The organism is Belliella alkalica (assembly GCF_022549785.1).
Classification (GTDB): domain Bacteria; phylum Bacteroidota; class Bacteroidia; order Cytophagales; family Cyclobacteriaceae; genus Belliella; species Belliella alkalica.
The window spans coordinates 88981-115792 of record NZ_JAKZGO010000004.1; the positions used below are offsets into that span (position 1 = coordinate 88981).

Here is a 26812-nt window from a genome sequence, read left to right on the forward strand (position 1 = left end):
TTATTTTTAAAAAAAGCATTAAAGCAATAAAAAAATTATGAATTCAAAACTACTCATCAGGCTTTCCCTCGTTTTTAACTATATGGTATTTGCGGTACTGCTTAATTCAGTAGGTGCTGTGATATTACAAGTTCAAAGGACTTTTGATGTAAGTAAGGCAGAAGCGTCAGTCTTGGAGGGCTTCAAAGACTTGCCAATTGCGATTTTTTCATTTATTGTAGCATCGTTTCTCCCAAAATTAGGAATTAGGAAAGGCATGCTGATTGCTTTGTTTGCAGTAGCAGTATTGTGTTTTATGATGCCTTTGGTGGCTGATGAATTTTGGTACTTTAAGCTTCTTTTTGCCATTGTAGGAATTTCATTTGCGGTGATCAAAGTATCTGTGTTTGCTACAATTGGTCTTGTGACTAACAATCCCAAAGAGCATAGTAGCTTTATGAGTACCATTGAGGGATTCTTTATGGTCGGGGTTTTGTTGGGGAACGTTTTTTTTAGTCTGTTTGTAGATGATGCTAATCCAAATTCCAGCAATTGGCTGAATATCTATTGGTACCTTGGAGCGATCACATTGGTAGCAGCATTGCTACTATATTTCGCTCAAATCAATGAATCAGAGTCAAAGAAAGGTGATTCCAAAGCCTCAGAGGATTTTATGGAAATGCTGAAGTTGGTTGTCAAACCACTGGTATTGGTATTTGCCGCATCGGCATTTTTGTTTGTCTTGATAGAACAGAGTTTTATGACTTGGACGCCTACTTTCTATCAAGATGTCTTACAAGTTCCCGCAAGTATGGGTATTCAGGCTGGTGCAGTATTGGCAGGAGCATTGGCGATTGGAAGATTACTGGCAGGGTTTATTTTAAAAAAGGTTCATTGGCTTACCTTTACACTTAGTTGTATAGTTTTGGTTGGAGTTTGTGTTGTATTGACCTTACCATTGACGAGCAATCAGCCTGAAATTACAGAAACAAGCACTTGGTTCAATGCACCATTTGTAGTTTATTTATTTCCGATATTAGGTGTCTTTTTGGCACCAATATATCCTACTATAAATTCGGTAGTTCTGAGTGCGCTTCCCAAATATATGCAAAGCTCTATGTCAGGATTGATAGTAGTATTCTCAGCATTGGGAGGTACTACCGGTTCTATTGTAACTGGACATATATTTGAAGCGTATGGAGGAACTAATGCATTCTATTTCTCCTTATTTCCGATTACAGCACTTTGTCTTGTATTGATTTTGCTTCATAGACAAGTAAGAAAACAAACCGCATGAAATTTTACGAACAACCAGAAGATTTATATTTAGCCCTTTTTGAAGTGGTTCAGATGAGTGGCGTTTTTGCGGACTCAAAGACCTTTGTGGATTGCTTACCAAAGCGCGATGCAAATGCGATTGTGACCGATTTTTATCGTGCGCTAAAAAAGCCAGATTTTGACTTATTGACATTTCTCAAAGAAAATTTCATAATTCCGGAGGAAAATAACGAAATAAAAATGGATATTCCTCAGGACATTTCACTGGAAGAAAGATTGAAAATCCAATGGCAATACCTTACCAAAGAAGCCGATGTAGAAATAGAAGGGTCAAGTTTGATACCTCTACCTTTGCCATACATAGTTCCGGGAGGAAGATTTCAAGAGATTTATTATTGGGATAGCTATTTTACCATGCTTGGTCTGAAGGCTTCAGGTCGGGTAGATTTGATAGAATCAATGGTTGAAAATTTCGCCCACTTGATACGAACAGTGGGTCATATCCCAAATGGAAACAGAACCTACTTTTTGTCAAGATCACAGCCACCCTTTTTTGCCAAGATGGTGGAGTTGCTTGCAGAGGCCAAGGGAGACAAAGAGATCATCAAGAAATATTTGACTGAAATTTGGGTTGAATATCTCTTTTGGATAGAAGGTGAGACGGAGATACCCATACCAGGGAAATACTACAAACGTGTAGTAAGGATGGATGATGATACTGCTTTAAACAGATATTGGGACGATGACAATACCCCAAGGGCAGAATCTTATGTGGAGGACATAGAACTTTCTGACAAATCAAGGCGCTATCCAGAGAAGCTTTTTAGGAACCTTCGTGCAGCATGTGAATCCGGTTGGGATTTTAGTTCGCGATGGCTTTATGACGCTATGGATTTGAAGAGTGTACAAACCATTGCTCTGATTCCTGTTGATCTCAATGTCCTACTATCTGAGACAGAAAGGATTATTATAGAATCCATGGAGCTGTATGGTGAGGACGAAAATGTCATTTCTAGAATGAAAAATTTTAGGAAAAACAGAATAGAAGGGATTGAACGCTATTGTTGGGAAGAGGAGAGAGGGATTTTCTTGGATTATCATATCAAATTTAAAGAAAAAGTAAACCGCCCTTCATTGGCAATGCTCTATCCACTATGGGCTAACACTGCGACCCCAAGTCAAGCAAAAAGGGTGTTAGATTATGTGGAATATTATTTTCTCCGGGACGGAGGACTTGTCACCACAGAAATCAACTCTGGCCAGCAATGGGATGCACCAAATGGCTGGGCACCTTTGCAGTGGATTGGTTTTCAGGCCATGCTGAATTATGGAAAGGAAGATATGGCAAAAACCTTGGCTGAAAGATGGACAAAACTCAATGAATCCGTATTCGAAAGAACAGGAAAAATGATGGAAAAATACAACGTCGAAGACCTGAGCCTCGAAGCAGGAGGTGGAGAATACCCAGTTCAAGACGGTTTTGGATGGACCAATGGAGTTTACTTGGCCATGAAGGAATGGTTGAGGGAGAACGACTGAAAGCTAAGTTGATTTGTTAAAAATGAAAAATGAATAGAGAGATTATATTATCGCAACAACATATTGAAAATAAAATTTACAATGTGCGAGGCGTCCAAGTAATGTTGGATAGCGACTTGGCTGCGATGTATGAAGTTTCTACAGGTAGGTTGAATGAACAAGTAAAACGAAACATTGAGCGTTTTCCTGATGATTTTATGTTTCAACTTACACAAGAAGAATGGGACATATTGATGTTGCAAGAAGCGAAATCAAGTTTAAGGTCGCAAAATGCGATCTTAGAAAACAAGCAAGGAAAGCATCGAAAATACTTACCATATGTTTTCGCTGAACAAGGTGTTTCGGGTTTATCTGGCGTATTGAAGAGTCAAGCAGCAGCTAATATGCACGTTGCGATTATGCGTGCTTTTGTTCAAATGAGGAAGTTTATAAATGATAACCTAGGGCTGTTGCAGCGAATGGACGGTATTGAACGCAGACAATTGGAAACTGACCAAAAATTTGAGAAAGTATTTAAAGCCCTTGAAAGAAAAGACATCATTCCATCTCAAGGAATTTTCTTTGACGGACAAGTATTCGATGCTTATGAATTGGCTTCCAAAATCATCCGCTCTGCCAAGAAAAACATTGTGTTGATTGATAACTATATAGACGAAACAACCTTGACCCATTTAGCTAAGAAAACAAAAGCAGTAAATGTTCTTTTATTGACCAAAACAATTTCTAAGCAATTGGCCTTAGATGTAAAAAAAGCCAATGAGCAATATAGTAATTTTGAACTCAAAACCTTTACACAAAGTCATGACAGGTTTTTGATAATCGATGGAGAAGAAGTTTATCACCTCGGTGCCTCATTAAAAGATCTGGGTAAAAAATGCCTGCCTGCCGCCTAGGAAGGGTTTGCCTTTTCTAAGATGGATAAAACTCTAGTAAATAGCATTTTAAAAGAAGTTGATTTATGAAAACATTGAAAATGATTAAAATAAGTATATTTTTTCTGCTCTATGGATTAATTTTTGGTGCATGTCTTTCATCAAGCGATTTGTTGTCAAAAAAGGAACTAAAAGCGCAAGGATATATTGAAATTCCCAATCCCGATATGCAAAAATTGGATAAAAAAGACCGTGTTGACTCTCAGCCAATGTACATAGATGGTTTGCAAGGTATTTACAAAGACTTATCAAAGGGGTTGGTTTACCCATCCACAGAAAGAAGTCTTGGAATACAGGGAACGGTACTCCTGAGTTTTGTTGTCAACGAAAAAGGAGAATTGGAAGATATAGAGGTTTTAAAATCTGTTTCAAGAAATATTGATAATGAGTCCATTAGAGTTATTAAGACATTGGACAAATGGTATCCTGCAATAAAAAATAAGAAGTTTGTAAAAATACGTTTGAAGCAACCCATAAAATTCGCATTAACATGAAATTAATAGCATACAAGAGATTTAATTTAGCATTGATTTTCCTCTTTTTTTTTAGCACTAGATTTGTTCAATCAGCCCCACATGCTTTTTACCTGACATGGCAAGAGGATCCCACGACTACCATTACGATTGATTGGCATTCTGATGAGGCTGATCCTTCAGAAATTAGCATTAGGAGAAAAGGCACTGGAGAGTGGTCGAGAGTAGAAAGTGATGTGCTTCCTTATCCTTTTTCAGATAGACTTGTCCACAGGGCAAGTATCAAGAACCTAAGGCCTGAAACTTCCTATGAAATCAAGTTCCCCGGCTCTGAGGAAGTTTACTATTTCAATACCCTACCGTCAAGCCTCGATAAGCGGTCACTGAAAATTGCCATTGGTGGTGATTCTATGCACAAAAAGGAATGGCTCGAAAAAACAAATAAAGTAGTAGCGTCCTATGAGCCTGATTTTATAATTATCGGGGGAGATATGGCATACGAAAATGGCCTGGCTGAGAATGTGGAAAGGATTTATGATTTTTTTGATTCATATAAAAACACACTAGTCACTTCGGATAATAGAATATTGCCATGCATAGTGGCCGTAGGAAATCATGAAGTTGTAGGTGGATATCATACCAAACATGAAGGTTATGAACAGACAAACTCATTCAGAAATAGAATTGCTCCATATTTCTATGCTTTATTTCCATTTCCAGGACAGCCGGGATACAATGTGCTCGATGTAGGGACTTATTTGAGCTTGATTATACTTGATACAGAGCATTCCAATCCCATTCAGGGGATTCAGACTGAGTGGTTGGAAAAAACACTGGAACAAAGAAAGGATGTAATTCATAGAATCCCAATTTATCATGTTCCAGCATATCCTTCAGTGAGAAAGTATGAAGACAAGACTCAAACTTTGGTGAGAGAAAATTGGACACCGATATTAGAGAAACATGGAATCAAGTTAGTATTCGAGAATCATGACCATGCCTATAAAAGAACTTTTCCGATTTTAAATGGCGAAATAAATCAAGGTGGGATTGTATATGTAGGTGATGGATCTTGGGGCACAGAACCAAGAGAGATCCATGATGTTGCAAGTACATGGTATCTCAAAAAAGCACAGTCAGTGAATGCCTTTACACTTCTGACTTTGGAAGGAAGTCAATTCAGCTTGATCTCCATAGATTCCGAAGGAAATATTATAGATAGTTTTCCTGAAAATCCACTTGCAAAATAAACCGTTTACAATTTTCGAATTCCATAGTTTGGGATTTATATTTAGCTTAGTACATGGAAAGAAAAATCGCCCTCGTCACAGGAGCTACATCTGGGATTGGCAAAGCTACAGCGATAGCATTGGCTAATTTAGGATATGATATCATTGCGACTGGAAGAAGAAAAGACCGACTAGAAATCCTTAGGGATGAATTGCCCGAAAATGTGGGTTTAATGACACTTTGTTTCGATGTGAGAGACAAAGAAGCCGTAAAAAATTCAATTTCCAGTTTGGCTGAAGAATGGAAGAATATTGATGTTCTGATCAATAACGCCGGTAACGCTCATGGCTTGGATCCTATTCAAAATGGGAGTTTGGAAGATTGGGATGCAATGATAGATATCAATGTAAAGGGACTTTTATACGTGTCGCACGAAATCATGCCAATCATGATCAAAAGAAAATCCGGGATCATTGTCAATATTGGATCGATCGCAGGCAAGGAAGTATATCCTAATGGAAACGTGTATTGTGGATCGAAGCACGCTGTAGATGCGATTACAAATGGCATGAGGATAGATTTGAATCCATTTGGAATTAAGGTAATTGGAATACATCCGGGATTGGTCAAAACGGAGTTTTCATTGGTCAGGTTCAAAGGAGATTCCCAAAGATCTGACTCTGTCTATCAAGGTTTCGAACCGTTGCTTCCTGAGGATATAGCAGATACGATTGCCTTTGCAGTTAGCAGGCCAAAGCATGTTGTATTAGCAGATATTGTAATGCTCCCTACAGCACAGGCTTCAGCTACCATCGTTAATAAAAACCAAAAATCATGAAAACTTTAAGTGTAAATTATTTGGTATTAGCACTTTTTTTTGCTCTTGCTTGTGAAAACAAAGCACCTGAAAGTGATGTTTTGGAAGTTGAAAAACCATCGCAAACAGAAGACCCTGTTCATGTAGAAGAAATTATCCTTGCAGAAGATGAATTCATAGGTGAATTGGAGCAGAGATTGATTGACGCTGGCTTGGTGGATGTAGCTACTGTGATCCCGGATATCTATGTGGATTTGAAGTATTCTACCACAGACAACTTCTTTGGGAAAGATGTCTATGGAGATTTGACTCGATGCTACGTACAGCCCATTGTAGCAGAAATGTTGCTCAAATCCCACCAAAAACTAAAAGAGGAGCATCCAGAATTGACATTTTTGGTCTATGATGGTGTTCGGCCGCAATCAGTGCAACAGATTCTTTGGGATAATTTGGATAAGCCAGATAGTATCAAGCCGCTTTATGTCGCAAACCCCCAAGTGGGTGGATTGCATAATTTTGGGGTAGCTGTGGATTTGACTTTGGCAAATCAGGAAACTGGAGAGGCTTTGGATATGGGTACAGGGTATGATTTTTTTGGCTATCCAGCCTACCCCGATAGAGAAAGCCAAATGCTCAAAGAAGGCAAAATCACCAAAGAACATATCTCAAACAGGGAGATCTTAAGAAAAGTAATGAAGCATGGCGGTTTCTCAGGGATAGGTTCGGAATGGTGGCATTTCAATGCCTTCTCCAGAAAAGAGGCTGCTGAGAAGTTTGGGATGGTGAAGTAAGATTGAAAAATTTCAAGATTCAAGATTTTAAAATTGATACTGAATTAGAGACTTGAACTCAATATTTGTCCTAGAGTAAATTTTTATTTGAAACTCTAATAACAACTCCTCCATTTCTGCTTTCTTTTAAAAGCAGAAATACTTAAAAATGTTAATTACACAAAGCAAATAATAATATAATTGCTGTTTGTAAAAAGCAATTTAAAAGAAAAGTGGAATTGGAACCATATATTTAGAGAAATCCGAAGATTATCTACCTGAGATTTGATCAGGAAGATTTTTTAATGACTATCCGTATTCTTACTTGTTGAAAAATAAAAAGGTTTGGTAATCAGGATGATAAAAACCATCAATCGATTACCAAACCTTTTTTAGCTAAGAACTCGCTTTCCTAAAGCATCGACTTAAACTGCTTCAAAAATCTGACGTCATTTTCTGTGAATAACCTGAGGTCTTTTATTTGGTATTTGAGCATTGCAATTCGTTCTATTCCCATTCCAAAGGCAAATCCAGTATATTTTTTGGAGTCAATCCCGCAATTTTCCAACACATTAGGATCGACCATTCCTGATCCTCCTATTTCTACCCAGCCGGTACCTTTGCAGACATTACAACCTGATCCTCCACAAAGTTGGCAAGAAATATCAATCTCGGCACTTGGTTCTGTAAAAGGGAAATAAGAAGGTCGGAAGCGTACTTTTGTTTCTTTTCCAAACATCTCCTTGGCAAAGTGGTAGAGCGTGTTTTTCAAATCTGCAAAACCCACATTTTCATCAACATAAAGACCTTCCACTTGATGGAAAATACAATGTGCCCTTGCCGAAATCGCTTCATTTCTATATACCCTTCCTGGCGAAAGTGTTCTGATCGGTGGCTTTTGGTTTTCCATCACTCTTACTTGCACTGAAGAAGTATGGGTTCTTAGAGCGATGTCGGGATTTTTTTCGATGAAAAATGTATCCTGCATTTCCCTAGCCGGATGGTTTTCAGGAAAGTTCAAGGCAGTAAAGTTATGCCAATCATCCTCAATCTCTGGACCTTCAGAAAGGTTGAACCCAATTCGCTCAAAAATCTCAATGATTCGTTGACGTGTAGCGGTCAAAGGATGTATTCCTCCTACCGAGATGTTGGTAGGTGGTAGCGTCAAATCAATATCTTGTGATTTTGATTCTTTTTGATGACTATTTACTTTATCAATCAATTCTTGAAACTTCTCTTCTGCAAGAACTTTCACTTCATTGATCAATTGGCCATAAGCCTTTTTTTCTTCGTTGATTACATTTCTCATCTCAGCAAAAAGCTCTCCTACGACACTCTTCTTACTGATGAATTTCATTCTGTAAGCTTCAAGCTGTTCTGCATTCATCGCTTTAGCTGCCCTTATTTCAGCCTTGATGGCTTCTAATTTCTTATTTTGCATCTGCTCCAGATTTTTTGAAAATACAAATCTATAAGATTCTGATAGAATGGTTGATTTTTTAAACCTTTAAATCCTAAAACCTTTCAGTTTTTATAGATTTAAAGCTGCTTATTTTAACTTTTTCACTGAAATAAGATTGGGTTTTTATCAATCAATTATTTGAATCCGCCAATCTGTTTCGCGTTAAAGATAATTCTATTAAGCTTTCTTTTTAAGCTTGGCGATGTAAAACCCATCGAAACCACTTTCTTGAGCCAATACTTTTTGGTCTTCTATGAGTTCAAAAGCTTTACCCTTTTCTGAAGCTAAAAATTTGGCTACTTGATCCTGATTCTCACTAGGTAAAATACTGCAAGTGGCATAGACCATGATTCCTCCTGGTTTCAACATTCCAGAGTAATTTTGGATAATTTCCTGTTGGATTTCTTGGACTTTCGCTACTGAATCTGGGGAGATTTTCCATTTTGTATCTGGATTTCTTCTCAATACTCCCAAACCTGTACACGGCACATCAAGCAAAAGTCTGTCAGCAGACTCTTTCAGCCTTTTGATGGTTTTGTTTCCTTCGATTACTCTTGGTTCGATGATGCTTACACCAGCTCTTCTTGCCCTCAGTTTCGCATTTTGGAGTTTCCAACCCTCAATATCCATGGAAAGGATCCTACCTTTATTTTCCATCAATGCTGCCAAATGGAGAGATTTTCCACCAGCACCAGCACATGCGTCAATTACCCTCATGCCAGGTTCTACTTCCAATGCCTGCGCTACAAGCTGCGAAGAAGCATCCTGTACTTCAAACATACCGGCTTTAAATGCTGAGTTTTTGAATATATTCTGTCTTTTGCCCAATACCAAAGCATCTTTGTAGCCTTTTGGAGCATAAGTTTCAACACCCTCCTCAGCCAACCTGTTCATTAGATCTTCTCGTGATATTTTTAATGTGTTTACACGAAGTACTACATCTGCTTGAGTGTTGAGCATTTCGATTTCTGAATCCCACATTTCCCCCAAAAGACTCTCACCCATTTCATCAAGCCACTCCGGAATTGATTGAAGTGTAGGTCTATCTTGGATTTTGTTGAATCTATGTTCCACCATCTTCGAATCGATTCCCTTGAATTCTTTCCAGTCAGGCAATTCATTTCCTTGAAGAAGCCAATATGTTCCAAATAAGTGGAATGTATTGTCAGATGGGCTGACCTTATTGATCAATTTCCACCAGCGAACCATATCATAGACAGATTCCGCAATGAAGCCTCTGTCTCTCGCTCCCCATTTTGGATTGGAGCGCAAAGTTCTTTCTATAACTTTATCTGCATATCTATTATTCTTGAATATATCCTCTATGGCCGTGATGACCCCATGGACTGTACTGGTGTGAAGTTTCATGTTTGTATTTTTGAAAAAGCAAAGATAGAAAGAAAAGCGTGGAATCAGGAAAAAGAGAAAAATTCAGAATTTAATACTGAAATTTAATCTCGGTATCATGATTGCGGTTTATAGTTTTATCAAGGATTTCATTAGAAAGATGATTAATTTTGAGTTATGGGAGAGAAAAAATGTCCCCACTGTGGGAATTGGTCCAAATGGACAACAGATGTAAATGATATTTGCGAACATTGTGGAAAGCCACTTGGCGGTCGTGATTTGGAATACAAAGAGCAGCGGGATCGTGACACAAAAGCCAATGAAGAGCAGTGGATTTTTTATATTAAAGAGACTGACAGTGAATTCGTAAAAGGCATGAAAAAAGTAGGAAACTTCTTTTACACCATTTACATGGCGATCATTACATTTTTGGCTTGGGTGATAGCTGCGCTTCCTGGTTGATGTCTGTATTTAAAAATATTTATTTCATTATCCCTTGCATCCTTTTTTGGATCAATCAAGCAGTCGAAAGATTATTGGGAATATATATTCCTTATGTCCATGCTTACTTGGATGACCTGTTGGCGATGCCGGTTGTGTTGGGAGTGACTTTACAGGTGTTTAGATGGATTCATCCTTCGAGAAATTTGTTCTATTTTACCAAAGTCCAGTTGCTTGTAGGTTGGCTTTATTTTTCTTTCCTCTTTGAAGTATTGCTGCCTAGATGGTCAGCTACTTATACAGCAGATATTTGGGATGTACTTTGTTATGCTATTGGTACCGTTATTTTTGATAGATTGATCAATAGGAAACATTAACTTTGTCCAAATATTGAAAACCAATGAATCTAAGATCTCTTTTCAGCCAATATTCAGAAAAACTACAAGCTATTTATGATAAGCAAGAATCAGAAAGTTTGGTTTTTTGGCTGTTTGAAGCTTTTCTGAAAAAAGGGAGGTTAGAAATTCTCAGTGATGAATTTATAGAAAATGTTCCGCAAGAGTTGTACGAGGCATTATCTCAGCTTTTGGAGAAAAAACCTATTCAGTATATTCTGGGTACAGCTCCTTTTTATGGCAGGGAATTCAAAGTTGATCCATCCGTCTTGATTCCTCGAAATGAAACTGAAGAGCTTGTTCATTTGATAATCAAAGAAAATAAGCGATTGAATCTACGGATTTTGGATATTGGTACCGGTTCGGGCTGTATTCCTATCAGTTTGGCACTTGAAATTCCCTCATCCAAAGTGTATGCATTGGATGTAAGTAAAGAAGCTTTGGCTGTGGCAGAAGAAAATGCAGAAGAGCATGAAGCAAGGGTTGAGTTTTTTCAGATGGATGTTTTACGTGAGGAATTACCTGTAAAGGATTTAGACATCATTGTCAGCAACCCTCCTTATGTTTGCGAATCAGAGAAAAGCTTGATGCATGAAAACGTTTTACAATTCGAGCCACACCTAGCCTTGTTTGTTTCTGATGAAGATCCTTTGGTTTTTTATAAAGTAATTGCGCACAAAGCCAAATCAAATCTTAAGATTGGTGGGAAAATCTATTTTGAAATCAATGAAGCTTTGGGAAAAGCAACCCGAAACCTTCTTGTAGATCTTGACTTTTCAGATGTAGAAGTTTTGAAAGACCTTAATGGCAAGGATAGGATGGTGAAGGCTGTGTGGGGTTGAATAGCTTCATGATTTATTCAGTTAAAGAGGCATCCATATTTGAAATACAGTTATTAGTCGAATAGTGATCAGTGGATTATAGGTCAAGGGTTTAATTCACCATCATCAAGAAGAAAATTTGTTGAAATTCATCAGTAGCTTAAATCAGCCGATTTTTGAGCTTTATGCACTATACTTTTTTGCTTACACCTCCATCACAAACTCCCCAATCCAAAATATTTTGTCTGATTTGAAAACAACTGTACCTTCTTCTACTTCAATAAAAGTCGCATAAGTAATGCGCTGGATTTGGCTATCATCCTCTTCCTGAATCTCAATAAATGTACCTTCAGGCGCATGAAGCTGCAAACTTGCACCGGCAAACCATTTTTTGAACTGTCCATTTTTCACTGGAAAGTACCTCATGGGCGCATCCCAAACCACCAAATCAAGAAATGAAAGCTTAGCTTCTAATCCAAAAACCTGCTGATGGTCAAACCCAATGATATTGACTGCCCCATGTTTGGTCGCAATCAAGTATTGCAACCCTTCTTCTAAATAATCCTCGTTGTTGACTCCCAAAAATTTTACTGGATACTGCTCCTCCAATAGGTTGTAATTTTCTTTTTGGAAATCCATACCTGCTATGATCAGATCAATTTTGATTCCCCAAGAAATCACTGTATGAACCTCCTCCTGAGTCACCAATACAGTCGGCGACCATTCCAAAAGCGGAGCGATATTTTCGTAGCCAAAGCCTTTTGTGTCTAGTATCAATAAAGCTGGCTCTTGTTGTTCTTTTACAAAATGGTGGGAAGACATGGTGCTTGTGTATTTTTTTAATGAAAAGTTCAAACCTAAATATAAATAATTACTAACCATTGTTTTGAAACTAAAATCATTTAAAATTTGTAAATTTATTGTATGGAAAAGATCGTAGTTCAAACTAAAGATAAATCAAAGCTTGATCTAGTAAAATCAATGCTTGAAGCTATGCGTATTGACTTTAAAGTAGTCACGGATCATGTTTTAAATGAAAATCCTTCACCAAGTGGAGATCCGTATTTTGATAACCCAAAAAATATTGAAAACATACTCGAAGGAGTAAAGCAATTGCAATCTGGGGAGGTTGTTAAATTGAGCAAAGATAAACGCAAAAAAATGCTAGGCTTGTGAGTTTTGAAATCACCTTTACTAAGATTGCCGAAAAAGATCTCTTGAGGCATAAAAATTCTGGAAATAAAAAGCTCATCAGAAAGCTTGATCAATTATTAGACGAACTTGAAGAACATCCTGAGACTGGTACAGGCAAACCAGAAAGATTGAAGAATAATCTTTCTGGTTTGTGGTCAAGAAGAATAAATCATGAACATCGTCTTGTTTATTCTATTGATGGTAAAAAAGTTATAGTCACTGTAATTTCAGCTTATGGACATTATTAAAAGGTTACGATACGATAGCCTTTTTTTGTGACAAAGCTGATTCATATTGGTTTATTACTAGCCTTTACTTTTAGAATTAGTTATTCTCACCTCCAAGTTCTCAGAAAAAAGTCCTTTGCATTCTTGAAAGCTAATTTTTCTAGCTGATCTTGGTTTAATTTTTCAGAAAGGGTTTGTAAAACATCTGGATATTTACCGGCATTTTCCACATTGGGGAAATAAAACGGAATCCTGCCTATATCCGGAAAACCAACCGTATAGAAGAAGTCTGCACCAAAGCAGATTTGATCTTCAGCGCCTTTTTCAAAACCATATAAAATGTGCTCGTAGATCCTGTTTGGATCTTCTGTATCGAGAAATGCCCTTAAGAAATTCACCCCAATAATGCCTTTTCTATGGATTATTTCTTTGACAAATTCATCTGTCAGGTTTCTTTTATGATTCCATATAGACCTGAAGTTTGAGTGGCTCGCGATAACGGGTACGTGGAGATTAGTCTTGTCAATATGGTTGAGAATACCTTCTGCAAGCAAGTCGGATGTATGGGAAAGGTCTATGGCTATTTTTTTGCCTGACATATAATCAAGTAGTCTTTTCCCATCATCCTTGAGACCGATTCCTTCAGTATAATTTCCGCCTCCAAACCGATTTTCTTTGTGGTGTGTCATGCTGATGTAAGCAACTCTTCCGGTTTTCTCAATGATTTTGTCTAATCTGTCAAATGCAGCTTGAATTGGGGCAGTTTCATTAGCCAATCCAGATGCACTTTCTATTGAAGCCAAGATTCCGATTTTATCTTGATTTTCTAAATTATTCAAAAATTCAAAATCAGCTATTGTTAAGTCCTTGGAGAAAGTTTTTTGAATAGATTGAAAATGGCCTACTTGCTTGTCAGCAAAATCCATACTCCCTGGGACCACATCAGTGAAAATTGCCATCACCTGCATTTTTACATTTCCTGTTTTCAAAAAAGGTAAAGCACAAGCAATATCTTCTGTTTTGTCGGCTCTCGCTCCTGGCACATTTGCCAAGTAAGAAAGTAAGTCACAATGGGTGTCAACTATCGGGGTTTTCATAAAGTCGGTTTGAATCAGGTATCAAAGAAACTCAAAAAATGACAGTTTTTTTATACTTTTAGACTTCTTTTGAGTTAAAGAAAATAGCGAGTTCCAAATTAACAGTGCTTAGCTCATAAGTTTAGTAATTTATTACAGTCAATAAATCAAATATTTAATTCCCAACTGACATCAGTATGCCTATCTCCAAGCCTATAAACTTTACCAAATGGATAGAGGAAAATCGACATCTCCTCAAACCTCCAATCGGAAATCAGCAAATCTATAAAGAGAATGAAGACTTTATCGTGATGGTGGTCGGTGGACCAAATTCAAGAAAGGATTATCATTACAATGAAGGGGAAGAATTTTTCTTTCAAATAGAAGGAGACATCACACTAAAGATAGTAGAAGAAGGAAAGCCAAAGGACATAGAAATTAAGGAAGGTGAAATCTTCTTATTGCCACCTCGAACTCCCCATAGTCCAAGGAGACCGGCAAATACGATTGGTTTGGTCTTTGAAAGATATAGAAGAAAGGGGGAGAAGGATGGCTTTATTTGGCATTGTGAAAATTGTGGTGAAAAACTCTATGAAGAGTATGCAGAAGTCACTGATATCGTCAATCAACTTCCGCCAATCATGGAACGCTTTTGGTCAAATCCAGAAAACACCAAGTGCAAAAGCTGTGGGACGATCATGAAAAAATAGGCCTCAGTTTTCTTATTTAAATCAAAAATTACCCAAATAGAAAATATAATGTCAAACCAAGTCAACTTTGAGTTCAGTTTAGATTTTGCGAAAAAAATGGATGCGGAAGATCCTTTAAGAGATTTTCGATCTAAATTCATTTTTCCGAAGGTAAATGGAAATGAGGCGATTTATTTTTGTGGAAACTCACTCGGGATTCAGCCAAAAACCACCCAAGCTTATATTCAAAAAGAGCTTGACAACTGGGCAAGCATGGCGGTTGATGGACATTTTCATGGGGAAGACGCTTGGTACCATATTCGCAAAAAATCAAAACCAGCATTGGCGGAAATTGTAGGAGCGCACGAACACGAAGTAGTTGCAATGAACAATTTGACATCCAACCTTCATTTTTTAATGGTTTCATTTTATCAACCTACAGCAGAGAGGTACAAGATAATTACCGAAGCTGGAGCTTTTCCTTCTGATATGTATATGTTGGAAACCCAAGTCAAATTTCATGGCTTAGATCCTGATGAAGTAATTATAGAAATCGCTCCAAGGGAAGGAGAGCATACTCTGAGGACTGAGGATATTTTACAAACGATTCAGGAACACGGAGATCAGTTGGCATTGGTTATGATGGCTGGATTACAATATTATACTGGACAGCTTTTTGATATGAAGGCTATAACCGAAGCTGCCCATAAAGTAGGTGCTTATGTTGGGTTTGATTTGGCGCATGCCGCAGGCAATGCCCAATTGGATCTTCATGATTGGCAAGTTGACTTTGCTACATGGTGTAGTTACAAATACATGAATTCTGGACCTGGGAATGTTTCCGGAATATTTGTACATGAAAAACATGCAGAAAAGCCAGAATTGCCTCGATTTGCAGGTTGGTGGGGACATGATGAAGGTGAGCGATTTAAGATGGAGAAAGGCTTTGTGCCCATGTTTGGTGCAGATGGCTGGCAATTGGCAAACTCAAATGTATTGGCTTTGGCGGCACACCAGGCTTCGTTGGATATCTTTATGGAAGCAGGGATTAAGAACTTAAGAACGAAAAGCGAAACTTTAACTGGTTATTTGGAGTTTTTAATTCATAAAATAAGCGGAGATAGCGGTGTGATTGAAATAATAACACCAAAAAACAAAAACGAAAGAGGCTGTCAATTATCTTTGCACGTCCATAAAGGAGGCAAAGCAGTATTTGATGAATTTTATCAAAATGGAATAGTTGGTGATTGGAGACATCCAAACGTAATCAGAATAGCACCTACACCACTATATAATAGCTTCACGGATGTGTTCAGGTTTGCCCAAGTCCTGGAACAATCCCTCCGAAAGTTTGCATAAAAATAAGGGTATTGAATTGGAAGTGATGGAAAAAAATGAAATTAGCATCTTAGGAGCCGGATTGATTGGGTCTCTTTTGAGCATTTATTTGAAAAAAAGGGGACTTGATGTTTCTATTTTTGAAAAAAGACTAGATAACAGAAATTCACAATATAAAGAAGAAGGCCGATCGATCAACATGGCGCTAAGCGACCGTGGTTGGCGTGCTTTGGAAAAAATAGGTCTAAAAGATAAAATCATGCCCCTTGCCATTCCTATGTATGGAAGGAGAGTTCATGACGAACATGGAAAGACTACATTTATCCCATATGGAAAAGACGATCAAGCAATATATTCTATTTCCAGAGGCAGGTTCAATAGGGTCCTGATTGATGAAGCTGAAAAAGAAGGTGTAAAGCTCAATTTTGGACATAGGTGTGACCATGTCAATATTGGCAAAGGTGAGCTACATTTCACTGTTGGTGAGGAAAGAAGTCAGCTTCACTCTAATGTAATCATTGGAGCTGATGGTGCTTATAGTTCGCTAAGGATGGCTATGCAGAAGCAAGCTAGGTTCAATTATAAGCAAGAGTATATTTCCCATGGCTACAAAGAATTGACTATTCCGGCTACAGCAGAAGGAGAGTTTGCCATGGATCCAAATGCACTTCATATTTGGCCTAGAGGGAAATTTATGCTGATTGCTCTACCAAATCCTGACAAATCATTTACATGTACTTTGTTCTTGCCTTTTGAAGGGACAAAAGTATGTTTTGACAAAATCAATGATGAGGTAGATATCAAAAGTGTTTTCAAAACACATTTTGATGATGCCTACAAGTTAATGCCAAATCTGACTGAGCAATATTTTAACAACCCAACCTCAGCATTGATCAACATTGAGTGTTTTCCTTGGGTTCAAGATAGGGCCTTGCTAATAGGTGATGCTTCCCATGCAATGGTTCCATTTTATGGTCAAGGTATGAACTGTGGTTTTGAAGATTGCTTTATATTGGATAGCTTGATCGATAAGTTTGGAACGACCGCTTGGGATTTGATTTTTGCAAAATTCCAGAAAATGAGGAAGCCAGATACAGATGCTATTTGTCAATTGGCAATGGAAAATTTTGTTGAAATGAGAGGTGCTGTTTCGGATCCTAAATTTCTTTTAAGGAAGAAAATTGAGGCAAAACTGCATGCTTTGTACCCAAATGACTGGGTGCCTCTTTATACGATGGTTACTTTTTCTGATATGCCTTATTCAGAGGCTTATGCTCAAGGAAAGTTACAGGAGGCAATCATGGATAAGGTCATGTCAAGCCCTTTGATAACTCAAAATTGGGACAAGTTGGATTATGGAGACATCATAGATAAGATGGAGGCCACAAAGGCTGTTTAGTTTTATTTTGAAAAAATAAGAAGGGGATTTCAAATTACGAAATCCCCTTTTTTTAGCTGGCTTAATCTTCAGTATTATTTTTTTTGTTGTTAAAAAAATATGGTTTAACAACTTTTTGTTTAGTCTGCTTTAGTCCATTTGATTGTACATCCAATCGCTTTAGTAGTTTCTACAGCTATTTTTTCTCCAGATAATATTGCATCCATTGCATCCTCTACATATTTCTCAGTAACAGCAGAAGCATTCTGATAATTATTGTCAATTGCTCCAATATATTTTACTATAAACTCATCATCTTCTTTGTCAAGAATGTAAACATGGGGAGTTCTACTGGCACCGTATGCTTTTATTGTTTCTTGGGTTTTGTCGTAAACATAGTGGAAAGGGAAATTCTTTTCTTTGGATCTTTCCTTCATTTTGTCGAAGCTATCACCAGGACTTACTTTGTCATCATTTGAATTGATGGCAATGACAGGATATCCTTGAGCTGCATATTTGTTGTGTAAGTTGATCATTCGATCTTCATAAGCCACTACATAAGGGCACGTATTGCATGAAAATATCACGATAGCACCTTTTGCACCGCGAATATCAGACATAGTGACCCAGGCACCATCTACACTTTCGAGCTTAAAGTCTGCAGCGGTATCACCTATTTTATATCCTTTTTCTTGAGCAATTGTCAAGTGGGGAATGGTACAGAATATCATTCCTCCCAATAAAAGCATGATTATGTTTTTCATATTGTTTTTAGGTTATTTACTTTAGATTTGATATCAATTTCTTCAACTCTTCTTCTGTCACTTCTCCCTCATGGAAATACTTTTCGCCATTTGGTTTGATAAACAAGGTCGCAGGGATTGCACCTGACCATTCAGGATTGACTTTATCTATCCATTTGTCATAATCAACATCATTTAGCAAGTAAACAGGGTGCGTAACGTTTCTTTTATCTATAAAACTTGTGACTCTTTCTGGTTTTCTCCCATCATCCATAGAAATAAAATACAGCTCTAATTCATCATCTTCAGAAGCAGTTTTTTCAAAATACGGCATTTCCTTAACGCAGGGTGCACACCATGTAGCCCAAAAATTGTAAACTCGGATCTTTTTAGAGGATCGATTCATCATCCCTTCAAATTCTTCGAAAGAGATGATTTCAAAAGTTTTATTATCATTACCATTTATTGATTGAAATGATAGTAATAGGCTCAGAGAAAAAAACTGAATAAATAACCTAGGTAAATTTTTCATTTATTAATATTCTTTATTTGAGCTTTATTTAACAAGGAGCATTTATAAACAAAAGAATAAGATTGAATTCAAAATTTTATTCTTTTTCGGACTCAATTTTAAGTACTATATGAACTACGAACTAGGGTCAATTTTGTTTGACCATTCATAAAAAACATCTAAAAAACGCTGGATTCGACTAAGTAGAAAAGCAAGTGTTTTTTATCCACATTTTGCATAAGTTATCCACATGTGATTAATCAAACATTATAACAATTTGATTATAAGCAATTTATGTGATTTTAAGAAAAGTTAATTTTGTGGATAATATACTGTAAATGAGATTATTAAAAATAAAAAAGAAAATTTCACGGTGGATAAATATCAAAACAGAATAATATTTTATTGTGAGATTGTAAGCGCTTGGGCTGTTTTTATATATAATAGAAAGCTATTTTAAAAAGTATGTGAACTCTCCATTTTTCTGATACAGATTTCCCAATGGGGGAATTCTTTCAATCAAATTCTCAAATACTTTTTCTTGATCTATTATCACATCAGGTTTTTCTGTCAAAAACTCTTGATAAACCATAGCCATGTCGGCATAATCATCAAAATCTTTTAAAATCCTATTGGAAAGTTTGCTGTTTAAATATGATGTTGCGAGGCTTGCGTTTTTGTAATATGCAGTGTCATCACCCAATACTAAAATTCTTTTACCCTGTGTTATTTTATGCTTTTCTTGATAGATAATTGCATAGCTTTCCAGTTTTCCCGAGCTTTTTTGATAAACCAGCCAAGAATAGCCAACCAATGGAACTCCAAGAAATAAGATAACAGCAAAAGTGTTGATGACTCTGGTTTGAGTAAGATAAATAAATATTTGACTGATAAAATATGTGAAAGCTGGAATTAGTATAATCCATTGATAGGGTGTTCTTCTATTGGTAAGGAAGATGGAAAAAATGGCAAAGATTAAGAAAATGAGAATCAATTGTCTTTGTTTTTGCTGGTTGACGGTGATCAATTTGAACCATGTGCCTACAAAATACCCCGTTAGTGTCAATAAGATTGGTAATGCAAAAAGTATTAAAACGTCTTTTAAGTTTACATGAGAATATACATCAATTATCCTTGTGGCAAAGAAATATTCAAAGATAAATTCTGGCAATGCATCCATCCAAAAATAATAAAGTGCACACAAGGCTATTGGTAGAAGATAGCCAACTAAAGACAAAACGAATTGATTGAAGGAAAATCCACTTACCACTATTCCAGAGACTATCAAGAAGGGCAAGAATATAACTAGAGGAAAATGAAAACAAGTAGCTATTCCCCCAAATACACCTACCAAAAGAACCGAATCAGACCCTTCCTTTTGAAGCACTGTCTGTGAAAATAGCTGTCCCAATGCCAAAACTATAAATGTACCTCCCATCAATGCAGGAGAAATTGTCAAGAAATCAAATGAAAGATGAAACAATACGATCATCACAGCACCAGGAATGTATGTGTTTTCCTCAAACGATTTGTATTGGATGAACAATGAGTTTATGTAGGCAACTTGAAAAAGAATAATTAATCCTGCAATTAATTTGTAGACAAAAAAATTCTTTCCAAATATTAAATGAATAACCCAGTATACTCCAGCAGAAAGTGGTCCAGTGTCATCTACCACATCCTTATACATATGAAAACCATTTGCTAGGCGTTCCCCTGCCAACATCCAAATAAGTTCTGGCTGTGTCATTGGGGCTTGTAAAACCCAATAGTAAATCCCACTCAAAACAATAAGCATGAGCAAGATTCCTATCATTCGAAAAGGGTCGTTAATTTTAAAAAAACTGAGCAAAATCTATTTGATGTTAAAAGGTGTGACATTCATGACCCACGAAATTAAAGGTTACTCATTTAATTCACTAAATTTGTACCAACTATTATTGATATGGAAAGTAAAAGACAACAAAAATATTCAAAACTGATTCAAAAGGAACTTGGTGAGATTTTTCAAAAAGAAGCTAAGTTGCTCGTTGGTAGCGCGATGGTTACTGTGGTTAGGGTGATTATGAGCCCAGATTTGAGTGTGGCAAAAATCAACCTCAGTTTGCTATTGGCAAATAACCAAGACCTTTTTGAGAAAATCAATGACCATAAAAAGGAAATTCGTAAACATCTTGGAAATAGAATTGGGAAAAGTGTTCGAATCATTCCTGAATTGGCATTTTTCATGGATGAATCAGCTTCTTATGCGCAGCATATGGACAAGGTGATTTCTTCACTTGATATTCCAGAAGCATCAGAAGAAGATGAGGAAGAAGAAGATTAATTTCAAATAGCCAACTCTTTGAACCTCTCCTATTTTATAGCAGCCAGATATTTCCGCAGTAAAAAGAAGCGGAATTTTATCACCATTTTGTCTAGGATCTCCATGGTAGGAGTCGCGATAGGCACGATGGCACTTGTCATTGTGCTTTCTGTATTCAATGGTTTAGAAGATTTGGTGAGAGGATTGTATGCTTCTTTTGATGCCGAATTGAAAATAGAGGCTGTTCAGGGAAAATCTTTTACCTATGATGAGGATTTTATCTCTAAAATCTCAAATACTGAAGGTGTAGAAGTAGTTACAGAAGTAATTGAAGATAATGCACTTTTCAAATATAAAGATTACCAACATCTCGCTAGACTAAAAGGAGTTTCCGAAAATTATTTGGATCAAGGAAGGTTTGACGAAGGTTATGTGTGGGGAAATCTTGAGCTTGGGTCTGATTCTCAACCTAAGGCTATCATCGGAAGAGGAGTAGGTTTTTATCTTTCGATAGATATTGACAATGAGTTTGAATTGCTTCAAGTCTTTTATCCCAAAGCTCCCAGAAATGCAGGCACCTTAGATCCCAGACAACTTTATTCTAGAAATGTGATCAAGCCTGCTGCATTTTTTAGCATCGAAAAAGAGTTTGATGACAATTATATCATTGCCCCAATAGGTTTTGTAAGGGATTTGTTGAATTATGGCGAAAAGCTAACTTCTATTGAAATTAAAATTCAGGAAGGTTATAGAATCTCCACTGTGAAAAATAACCTAAAAACAGTGCTGGGGCAGAATTTTTCTGTAAAGGACACGGATGAGCAGCATGCAGGATTGCTCAGAACCATCAAAATCGAAAAGCTATTTGTCTTCATTACTCTAAGTTTTATTTTGGCAGTAGCTTCTTTTAATATTTTCTTTTCCCTTTCGATGATGGCTATAGAAAAGAAAAAAGATACTGCGGTACTCATTGCTATGGGTGCCAAAACAGAATTGATCAAAAAAATCTACATGAAGCAAGGCGCAATAATTGCGTTTTCAGGTGCTATCATTGGTTTAGTTTTAGGGTATTTAGTCTGCTTGGTACAATCCACTTTTGGGATCGTATCCTTGGGAATCAGTTCATCGGTGATTGATAGCTATCCTGTCAAAATGATTTGGACTGACTTTCTTTGGACGAGCATTGCAGTCATTACGATCACCTTTGTGGCTTCCTATAGACCTGCAGTCATTGCTTCGAAAGTGAAATCTACAGATTTGTAATTAATTTTTACGGATATACGCAACTTTGCCACTAACTAAAAAAATGCCTGATTTAGCTTAGATCCGATATTAATTGATATTAGATACTCATAGATATTGAACATAAGCAAGCAATCAACCTTGGAATTAAAGCTACTGGCAAAGAAGCGTATAATCATATTAATTTTTAAGTGTATCCGAATTCATGCACGTAGCCATTCAATAAAGTGTTGATGAATGAGTTGAGTGTCGTGGACAGTTGAGTATTCGATGGATCCGTATCCGCAATTTTTAAAATCCCTTATTTCCTTACTTGCAACATTGCGGATACTCTGATTATTTTTTATATCAATTTCAAAATTTCGTCAATATATTCCCTTGTATTGGATAATCTTGGCACTTTGTTTTGGCCGCCCAACTTGCCACGGGATCGCATCCAAGACTCAAACAAACCTTCGGATACCAAATGAATCTTCGGTTCTGTCAAAGCCAAGTCTTTATATCGCTTGGCATCATAGTCGGAATTGATTTCTCTCAGTGCAATGTCTAGAGTGGTTTTGAACAATTCGGGATCATCTGGCAAGGTCTTGAACTCTACGATCCATTCATGCGCCCCTTTTGATTTTGAATCGTTGAAATAAACTGGCGCAGCTGTAAAGTTAATAATGCTTGCATGGGTTTTGTCAGCTGCCATTTGAATAGCTTTTTCAGCATTTTCAACGATCACTTCTTCACCAAAAGCATTTATAAAATGTTTAGTCCTACCGGAAATTTTAATTCTGTATGGGAAAGTACTAGTGAATTTGACTGTATCGCCAATCTTGTATCTCCAAAGTCCTGCATTGGTAGAGATCAAAATGGCGTAGTTTTTACCTACTTCCACATCGCATAGAGGTACTACTTTTGGTTGAGGCTTATCCCATTCATCCATTGGGATAAACTCATAGAAGATCCCATAATCCAACATGAGCAAAAGCTCCTCAGAGTCTTTTTGGTCTTGTATCCCGAAAAACCCTTCTGAAGCGTTGTAAGTCTCCATGTAGTGCATTTTTTCGGAAGGAATCAATTCTTTGAACAGGCTTCTGTATGGGCCAAAAGCAACTGCGCCATGGAAAAACACTTCCAGATTTGGCCATACTTCCAAAATGTTTTTGGCATTTTTCAATTCTAAAACCCGCTGCAAAAGCACAATGGTCCAAGTAGGAACTCCTGAGATGCTAGTGACATTTTCATGCATGACTTCTCTAGCCATCCTATCTATTTTTGCTTCCCATTCTTCCATCAGTGCGATGTCGAGACTCGGCGTTCTGGCCATCTGTACCCAAATAGGGAGGTTTTGTGTAATCACCGCAGAAATATCTCCTACTTTGCTGGAGAGGTTTGGAGATATTGGGTTTGGTGCCAAACTTCCTCCGATTGTCAATGCTTTTCCTGAAAACAGTTTGCTGTCTGGATAATTATTGACATAAAGAGAGATCATGTCTTTGCCTCCTTTAAAATGACATTCTTCCAAAGATTCCTGTGAAACAGGGATATATTTACTTCTACTGGAAGTTGTTCCGGAAGACTTAGAAAACCATTCGATTTCGGTATTCCAAATTACGTTTTGTGATCCCTTCATTGTCTTTTCTATGTAGGGTTTCATTTCTTCATAATCATGAATAGGAACTTTTGAAGCAAAGTCTTTGTAATCTTTGATTTTTGAAAAATGATGTTTTTTTCCAAACTCAGTTCTTTTGGCGTCATCGATTAGTTCAAAAAGAATTTCTTCCTGAGTATCTATCGGATTTTCCATGAAATTTTTGATTTGACCAATTCGATTTTTAAAAATCCAAGTCATAAAAGTATTGACCACTTCCATCAATTAAACACTTTACGTTTCAATTCAAAATTTTGCCCTAAATATACCCTCCTCACTTGTTCATCTGCTGCCAACTCTTCTGCTGAACCTGCTTTTAGTAATTTGCCTTCAAACATCAAATATGCCCTGTCTGTGATCGAAAGTGTTTCATTCACATTATGATCTGTGATAAGGATTCCAATGTTTTTGTTTTTCAATTTGGCTACAATTGTCTGAATTTCTTCCACGGCAATAGGATCTACCCCAGCAAAAGGTTCGTCTAGCAATACAAATTTAGGATCAACAGCCAATGCACGGGCGATTTCTGTCCTTCTTCTTTCACCACCTGAAAGTACCATTCCCAGATTTTTTCTAACATGTGTCAATGAAAATTCTTCCAAAAGACTTTCGACTTTTTCCTTTCGGTCAGCTTTTTTCATTTTGGTCATCTCCAATACAGCCATGATGTTTTCTTCTACAGAAAGCTTGCGAAATACAGATGCTTCTTGGGCAAGATATCCTATCCCTAACTGCGCTCGCTTGTACATGGGAAGGGAAGTTATATTTTTGTCATCCAAAAAAATCTGCCCTTCGTTGGGCTGTATCAATCCAACTATCATATAAAAAGACGTGGTCTTGCCAGCTCCATTTGGGCCTAACAATCCAACTATCTCACCTTGCTTTACTTCCACAGAGATATCATTTACTACCTTTCTGCTCTTGTAAATTTTGACAAGGTTATCTGCCTTTAGAATCATCATATCAATCGAATTTTATGTCTTTGACGTACAGTTGCAAGCTACTGTTGTTCCTGAAAGTATTTTCTCTAATTTCAAATGCAAGGTCAAACCTCATTTTCTGTTTGAGCATCTTGTACACGATTTCATCTTCGTATTTTGTTCTATCAGCCATTCCAAAAGCAATACAAACGGGTTTGGTAACCTGTCCATTTTGAACGACATTGAAGCGAAGATGTTTTTCCTTAAGGATCCTCACGTCTTCTGCATATACCTGATTGGCGTAGAAAATGGGCTCTGGATTCCCCGGTCCAAAAGGAGCCATCTGCTTGAGTATATTGTAAAATTTATAATTGATCTGATCCAGCAAGATTTCATCATCCACCTCCAATACTGGCATCAAATGTACATCTTGAATTCTTGAGCTGACTACTCTTTCGAATTTTTCTTGAAAAGCTGCCACATTTGCAACTGACATTGTTAGCCCGGCAGCATATTTGTGCCCGCCGAATTGCTCAAGCAAATCACTACATTCGCTGATAGCTTCATATATATTGAAGTCATATACTGACCTTGCGCTTCCTGTAGCTTTGTTGTTGGATTCGGTAAGGATTATTGTAGGTCGGTAGTATTTTTCTATACAACGTGAAGCCACGATTCCGATTACCCCTTTGTGCCAATCTTCTTTAAATAGAACTGTTGATTTCATTTGATGCACAACATCCCTTTCTTCAATCATCTGAAGGGCTTCCCTTGTGATGTTTTCATCAAAATTTTTCCTTGCTGCATTGACAGTATCCACGATTTCTGCCCTTCGCATGGCATCGTCTAGATCTTTGGAGATCAACAATTCCACAGAGGCTTTCGCATGCTCTAATCTTCCTGAGGCGTTGATCCTCGGCCCAATTTTGAAGACAATATCCGATATATCAATCTCCTTTTCGACCAAATTACTTTTCAACATCAATGCCTTGATGCCAGGTCGCGGGTTGTTGTTCAACCTTTCTATTCCATAAAATGCCAAGATTCTATTTTCCCCTGTGATAGGAACGATGTCTGCCGCAATGCTAATGGCCAACAAATCCAGGTATGCAGTCACCTTGGAAGCATCCTTCTTTGTTTTCAATGCATAACCCTGAATCAATTTGAACCCAACACCACATCCGCTCAACTCCTTGTATGGATAGTTGCAATCCAATCTTTTTGGATCTAAAATTGCCACGGCAGGAGGCAACTCTTCTCCCGGTGTGTGGTGATCACAAATGATAAAATCTACCCCAAGCTCCTTGGCCAACTTGACTTTTTCAATGGCTTTGATCCCACAATCCAATGAGATGACCAATTTGAAATTTTCTTCTGCCGCATATCTCACCCCTCGCTCTGAAATGCCATAGCCTTCCTTGTACCTATCTGGGATGTAGAATTCCAAATGCTGGTAAAATTGGCTCAAGTATCCATAAACCAAAGCTACTGAAGTAGTACCATCTACATCGTAGTCACCATAGATCAAAATCTTTTCCTCAGCAGCGATTGCTTGGATCAACCTATCCACTGCTTTGTCCATATCCTGCATCAAATAGGGGTCATGGAGCTTATCCAAATCTGGGCGAAAATAGTCTTTTGCTTTCTGAAAAGTATTGATGCCCCTGTTGACCAGCATATTGGCCAAAGTTTCATTGACATTGATTTCACTACTTAAAGAAACTACATTTTCTATATCCGCCTTTTCCCTGATCTTCCAGTTGTACACCATAAGGCTAAATTACTAAACTGTATGGCTATTTTTATAAAGGCCTTGAATTAATTTGTTCTTTTCTGATAAACTGGATTATTGTTTATATTTTAATATGTGTAGTTTTCTGAGAAAATTAAAAAATTGAGGGCTAATTTGAAGGGTGAAAATGTATCGGCTGACATTGGATAGAATTAACATGTATGTTGAATAGCTAAATTACCATTTGCAACCTTTTAAAAATGGTACCGAGCGTTTGGAGTATTTGTTTAAAATGTATGAGGAGATGTTGCAGAAAGTTACGCTGTTTGCGAAA

General features: G+C 37.3%; 27 protein-coding genes. 17 read left to right on the plus strand and 10 right to left on the minus strand.

Translation table 11 applies throughout. The features are described 5' to 3' along the window. Positions 1-37 precede the first annotated feature (37 nt). The 7 genes from MM213_RS06095 to MM213_RS06125 all read left to right on the plus strand — a co-directional run bounded on the left by MM213_RS06095 (position 38) and on the right by MM213_RS06125 (position 7039). Positions 38-1276 carry an MFS transporter gene (locus tag MM213_RS06095; protein WP_241410599.1) on the plus strand — a complete coding sequence of 413 codons (1239 nt, stop codon included), beginning with the start codon at positions 38-40 and terminating at the stop codon, positions 1274-1276. Further along, complete coding sequence (treF, locus tag MM213_RS06100) at positions 1273-2796, plus strand: alpha,alpha-trehalase TreF (protein ID WP_241410600.1); 1524 nt, start codon at positions 1273-1275, stop codon at positions 2794-2796. The genes MM213_RS06095 and treF overlap by 4 nt, the downstream gene beginning before the upstream one ends. 29 nt (positions 2797-2825) lie before the next feature. Continuing rightward, positions 2826-3689, plus strand: a complete 864-nt coding sequence (locus MM213_RS06105) for an ORF6N domain-containing protein (RefSeq protein WP_241410601.1) — start codon at positions 2826-2828, stop codon at positions 3687-3689. Positions 3690-3754: 65 nt separating this feature from the next. After that, a complete protein-coding gene (locus tag MM213_RS06110) occupies positions 3755-4222 on the plus strand; it encodes an energy transducer TonB (protein ID WP_241410603.1) in 468 nt (155 codons plus the stop codon). After that, positions 4219-5451 carry a purple acid phosphatase family protein gene (locus MM213_RS06115; protein ID WP_241410604.1) on the plus strand — a complete coding sequence of 411 codons (1233 nt, stop codon included), beginning with the start codon at positions 4219-4221 and terminating at the stop codon, positions 5449-5451. The genes MM213_RS06110 and MM213_RS06115 overlap by 4 nt, the downstream gene beginning before the upstream one ends. 53 nt (positions 5452-5504) lie before the next feature. Then, on the plus strand, positions 5505-6269 hold the full coding sequence (locus MM213_RS06120; protein ID WP_241410605.1) for an SDR family NAD(P)-dependent oxidoreductase: 765 nt from the start codon (positions 5505-5507) through the stop codon (positions 6267-6269). Next, on the plus strand, positions 6266-7039 hold the full coding sequence (locus tag MM213_RS06125; protein WP_241410606.1) for a M15 family metallopeptidase: 774 nt from the start codon (positions 6266-6268) through the stop codon (positions 7037-7039). Before MM213_RS06120 ends, MM213_RS06125 begins: the two co-directional genes overlap by 4 nt. Positions 7040-7430: 391 nt before the next feature. Here the strand turns inward: MM213_RS06125 and MM213_RS06130 are convergent, their stop codons facing one another. Both MM213_RS06130 and MM213_RS06135 read right to left on the minus strand, forming a co-directional pair. Continuing rightward, positions 7431-8459, minus strand: a complete 1029-nt coding sequence (locus MM213_RS06130) for a phenylalanine--tRNA ligase subunit alpha (RefSeq protein ID WP_241410607.1) — start codon at positions 8457-8459, stop codon at positions 7431-7433. A 198-nt stretch (positions 8460-8657) separates the two neighbouring features. Then, on the minus strand, positions 8658-9848 hold the full coding sequence (locus tag MM213_RS06135; protein ID WP_241410608.1) for an RsmB/NOP family class I SAM-dependent RNA methyltransferase: 1191 nt from the start codon (positions 9846-9848) through the stop codon (positions 8658-8660). Between the two features lie 156 nt (positions 9849-10004). On the opposite strand from MM213_RS06135, the gene MM213_RS06140 reads away from it, so the two are divergent. Genes MM213_RS06140 through prmC form a run of 3 tightly spaced genes read left to right on the plus strand, consistent with a single transcriptional unit; the run spans position 10005 to position 11505 of the window. Further along, positions 10005-10289: a YgzB family protein gene (locus MM213_RS06140; protein WP_241274447.1), complete on the plus strand. Its 285-nt coding sequence runs from the start codon at positions 10005-10007 to the stop codon at positions 10287-10289. After that, the gene (locus MM213_RS06145) at positions 10289-10645 is read left to right on the plus strand and encodes a magnesium citrate secondary transporter (protein ID WP_241410609.1); all 357 of its coding nucleotides are present in this window, start codon (positions 10289-10291) and stop codon (positions 10643-10645) included. The genes MM213_RS06140 and MM213_RS06145 overlap by 1 nt, the downstream gene beginning before the upstream one ends. Positions 10646-10668: 23 nt before the next feature. Beyond that, entirely contained in the window at positions 10669-11505 is an 837-nt protein-coding gene (gene prmC, locus MM213_RS06150) for a peptide chain release factor N(5)-glutamine methyltransferase (RefSeq protein ID WP_241410610.1), read from the plus strand. A gap of 183 nt (positions 11506-11688) precedes the next feature. On the opposite strand, the gene MM213_RS06155 is transcribed toward prmC, so the two are convergent. Beyond that, positions 11689-12306, minus strand: coding sequence for a thiamine pyrophosphokinase (locus MM213_RS06155; RefSeq protein WP_241410611.1), 618 nt, complete (start codon positions 12304-12306; stop codon positions 11689-11691). A gap of 102 nt (positions 12307-12408) precedes the next feature. Here MM213_RS06155 and MM213_RS06160 point away from each other — a divergent pair, with 102 nt between their 5' ends. Continuing rightward, positions 12409-12660, plus strand: a complete 252-nt coding sequence (locus tag MM213_RS06160) for a DUF2683 family protein (RefSeq protein WP_241410612.1) — start codon at positions 12409-12411, stop codon at positions 12658-12660. After that, positions 12657-12926, plus strand: a complete 270-nt coding sequence (locus tag MM213_RS06165) for a Txe/YoeB family addiction module toxin (RefSeq protein ID WP_241274452.1) — start codon at positions 12657-12659, stop codon at positions 12924-12926. Before MM213_RS06160 ends, MM213_RS06165 begins: the two co-directional genes overlap by 4 nt. 86 nt (positions 12927-13012) lie before the next feature. Here MM213_RS06165 and MM213_RS06170 read toward each other — a convergent pair whose 3' ends face one another. Next, on the minus strand, positions 13013-14002 hold the full coding sequence (locus tag MM213_RS06170) for a dipeptidase (RefSeq protein ID WP_241410613.1): 990 nt from the start codon (positions 14000-14002) through the stop codon (positions 13013-13015). Between the two features lie 176 nt (positions 14003-14178). Here MM213_RS06170 and MM213_RS06175 point away from each other — a divergent pair, with 176 nt between their 5' ends. From MM213_RS06175 to MM213_RS06185, 3 genes are read left to right on the plus strand one after another with little or no spacing between them, the layout of a single operon-like run. Further along, positions 14179-14691: a 3-hydroxyanthranilate 3,4-dioxygenase gene (locus MM213_RS06175; RefSeq protein ID WP_241410614.1), complete on the plus strand. Its 513-nt coding sequence runs from the start codon at positions 14179-14181 to the stop codon at positions 14689-14691. Positions 14692-14739: 48 nt separating this feature from the next. Beyond that, the gene (kynU, locus tag MM213_RS06180; protein WP_241410615.1) at positions 14740-16029 is read left to right on the plus strand and encodes a kynureninase; all 1290 of its coding nucleotides are present in this window, start codon (positions 14740-14742) and stop codon (positions 16027-16029) included. A gap of 25 nt (positions 16030-16054) precedes the next feature. Continuing rightward, positions 16055-17407, plus strand: coding sequence for an FAD-dependent oxidoreductase (locus MM213_RS06185; RefSeq protein ID WP_241410875.1), 1353 nt, complete (start codon positions 16055-16057; stop codon positions 17405-17407). Between the two features lie 119 nt (positions 17408-17526). On the opposite strand, the gene MM213_RS06190 is transcribed toward MM213_RS06185, so the two are convergent. The 3 genes from MM213_RS06190 to MM213_RS06200 all read right to left on the minus strand — a co-directional run bounded on the left by MM213_RS06190 (position 17527) and on the right by MM213_RS06200 (position 20456). After that, a complete protein-coding gene (locus tag MM213_RS06190) occupies positions 17527-18150 on the minus strand; it encodes a thioredoxin family protein (RefSeq protein WP_241410616.1) in 624 nt (207 codons plus the stop codon). A 16-nt stretch (positions 18151-18166) separates the two neighbouring features. Further along, positions 18167-18661, minus strand: coding sequence for a TlpA family protein disulfide reductase (locus MM213_RS06195; RefSeq protein WP_241410617.1), 495 nt, complete (start codon positions 18659-18661; stop codon positions 18167-18169). A 430-nt stretch (positions 18662-19091) separates the two neighbouring features. Next, complete coding sequence (locus tag MM213_RS06200) at positions 19092-20456, minus strand: hypothetical protein (protein ID WP_241410618.1); 1365 nt, start codon at positions 20454-20456, stop codon at positions 19092-19094. A 129-nt stretch (positions 20457-20585) separates the two neighbouring features. Between MM213_RS06200 and rbfA the strand changes: the two genes are divergently transcribed. Both rbfA and MM213_RS06210 read left to right on the plus strand, forming a co-directional pair. Continuing rightward, positions 20586-20966 (plus strand): 30S ribosome-binding factor RbfA, encoded by a 381-nt coding sequence (gene rbfA, locus MM213_RS06205; protein WP_241410619.1) that lies wholly within the window; start codon positions 20586-20588, stop codon positions 20964-20966. A gap of 18 nt (positions 20967-20984) precedes the next feature. After that, a complete protein-coding gene (locus tag MM213_RS06210; RefSeq protein ID WP_241410620.1) occupies positions 20985-22208 on the plus strand; it encodes an FtsX-like permease family protein in 1224 nt (407 codons plus the stop codon). Between the two features lie 322 nt (positions 22209-22530). Here MM213_RS06210 and MM213_RS06215 read toward each other — a convergent pair whose 3' ends face one another. Genes MM213_RS06215 through recJ form a run of 3 tightly spaced genes read right to left on the minus strand, consistent with a single transcriptional unit; the run spans position 22531 to position 26517 of the window. Continuing rightward, on the minus strand, positions 22531-24048 hold the full coding sequence (locus tag MM213_RS06215) for a GH3 auxin-responsive promoter family protein (RefSeq protein WP_241410621.1): 1518 nt from the start codon (positions 24046-24048) through the stop codon (positions 22531-22533). Then, complete coding sequence (gene lptB, locus MM213_RS06220) at positions 24048-24785, minus strand: LPS export ABC transporter ATP-binding protein (RefSeq protein ID WP_241274518.1); 738 nt, start codon at positions 24783-24785, stop codon at positions 24048-24050. Before lptB ends, MM213_RS06215 begins: the two co-directional genes overlap by 1 nt. A gap of 4 nt (positions 24786-24789) precedes the next feature. Next, a complete protein-coding gene (recJ, locus tag MM213_RS06225; RefSeq protein WP_241410622.1) occupies positions 24790-26517 on the minus strand; it encodes a single-stranded-DNA-specific exonuclease RecJ in 1728 nt (575 codons plus the stop codon). Positions 26518-26812: the final 295 nt, after the last annotated feature.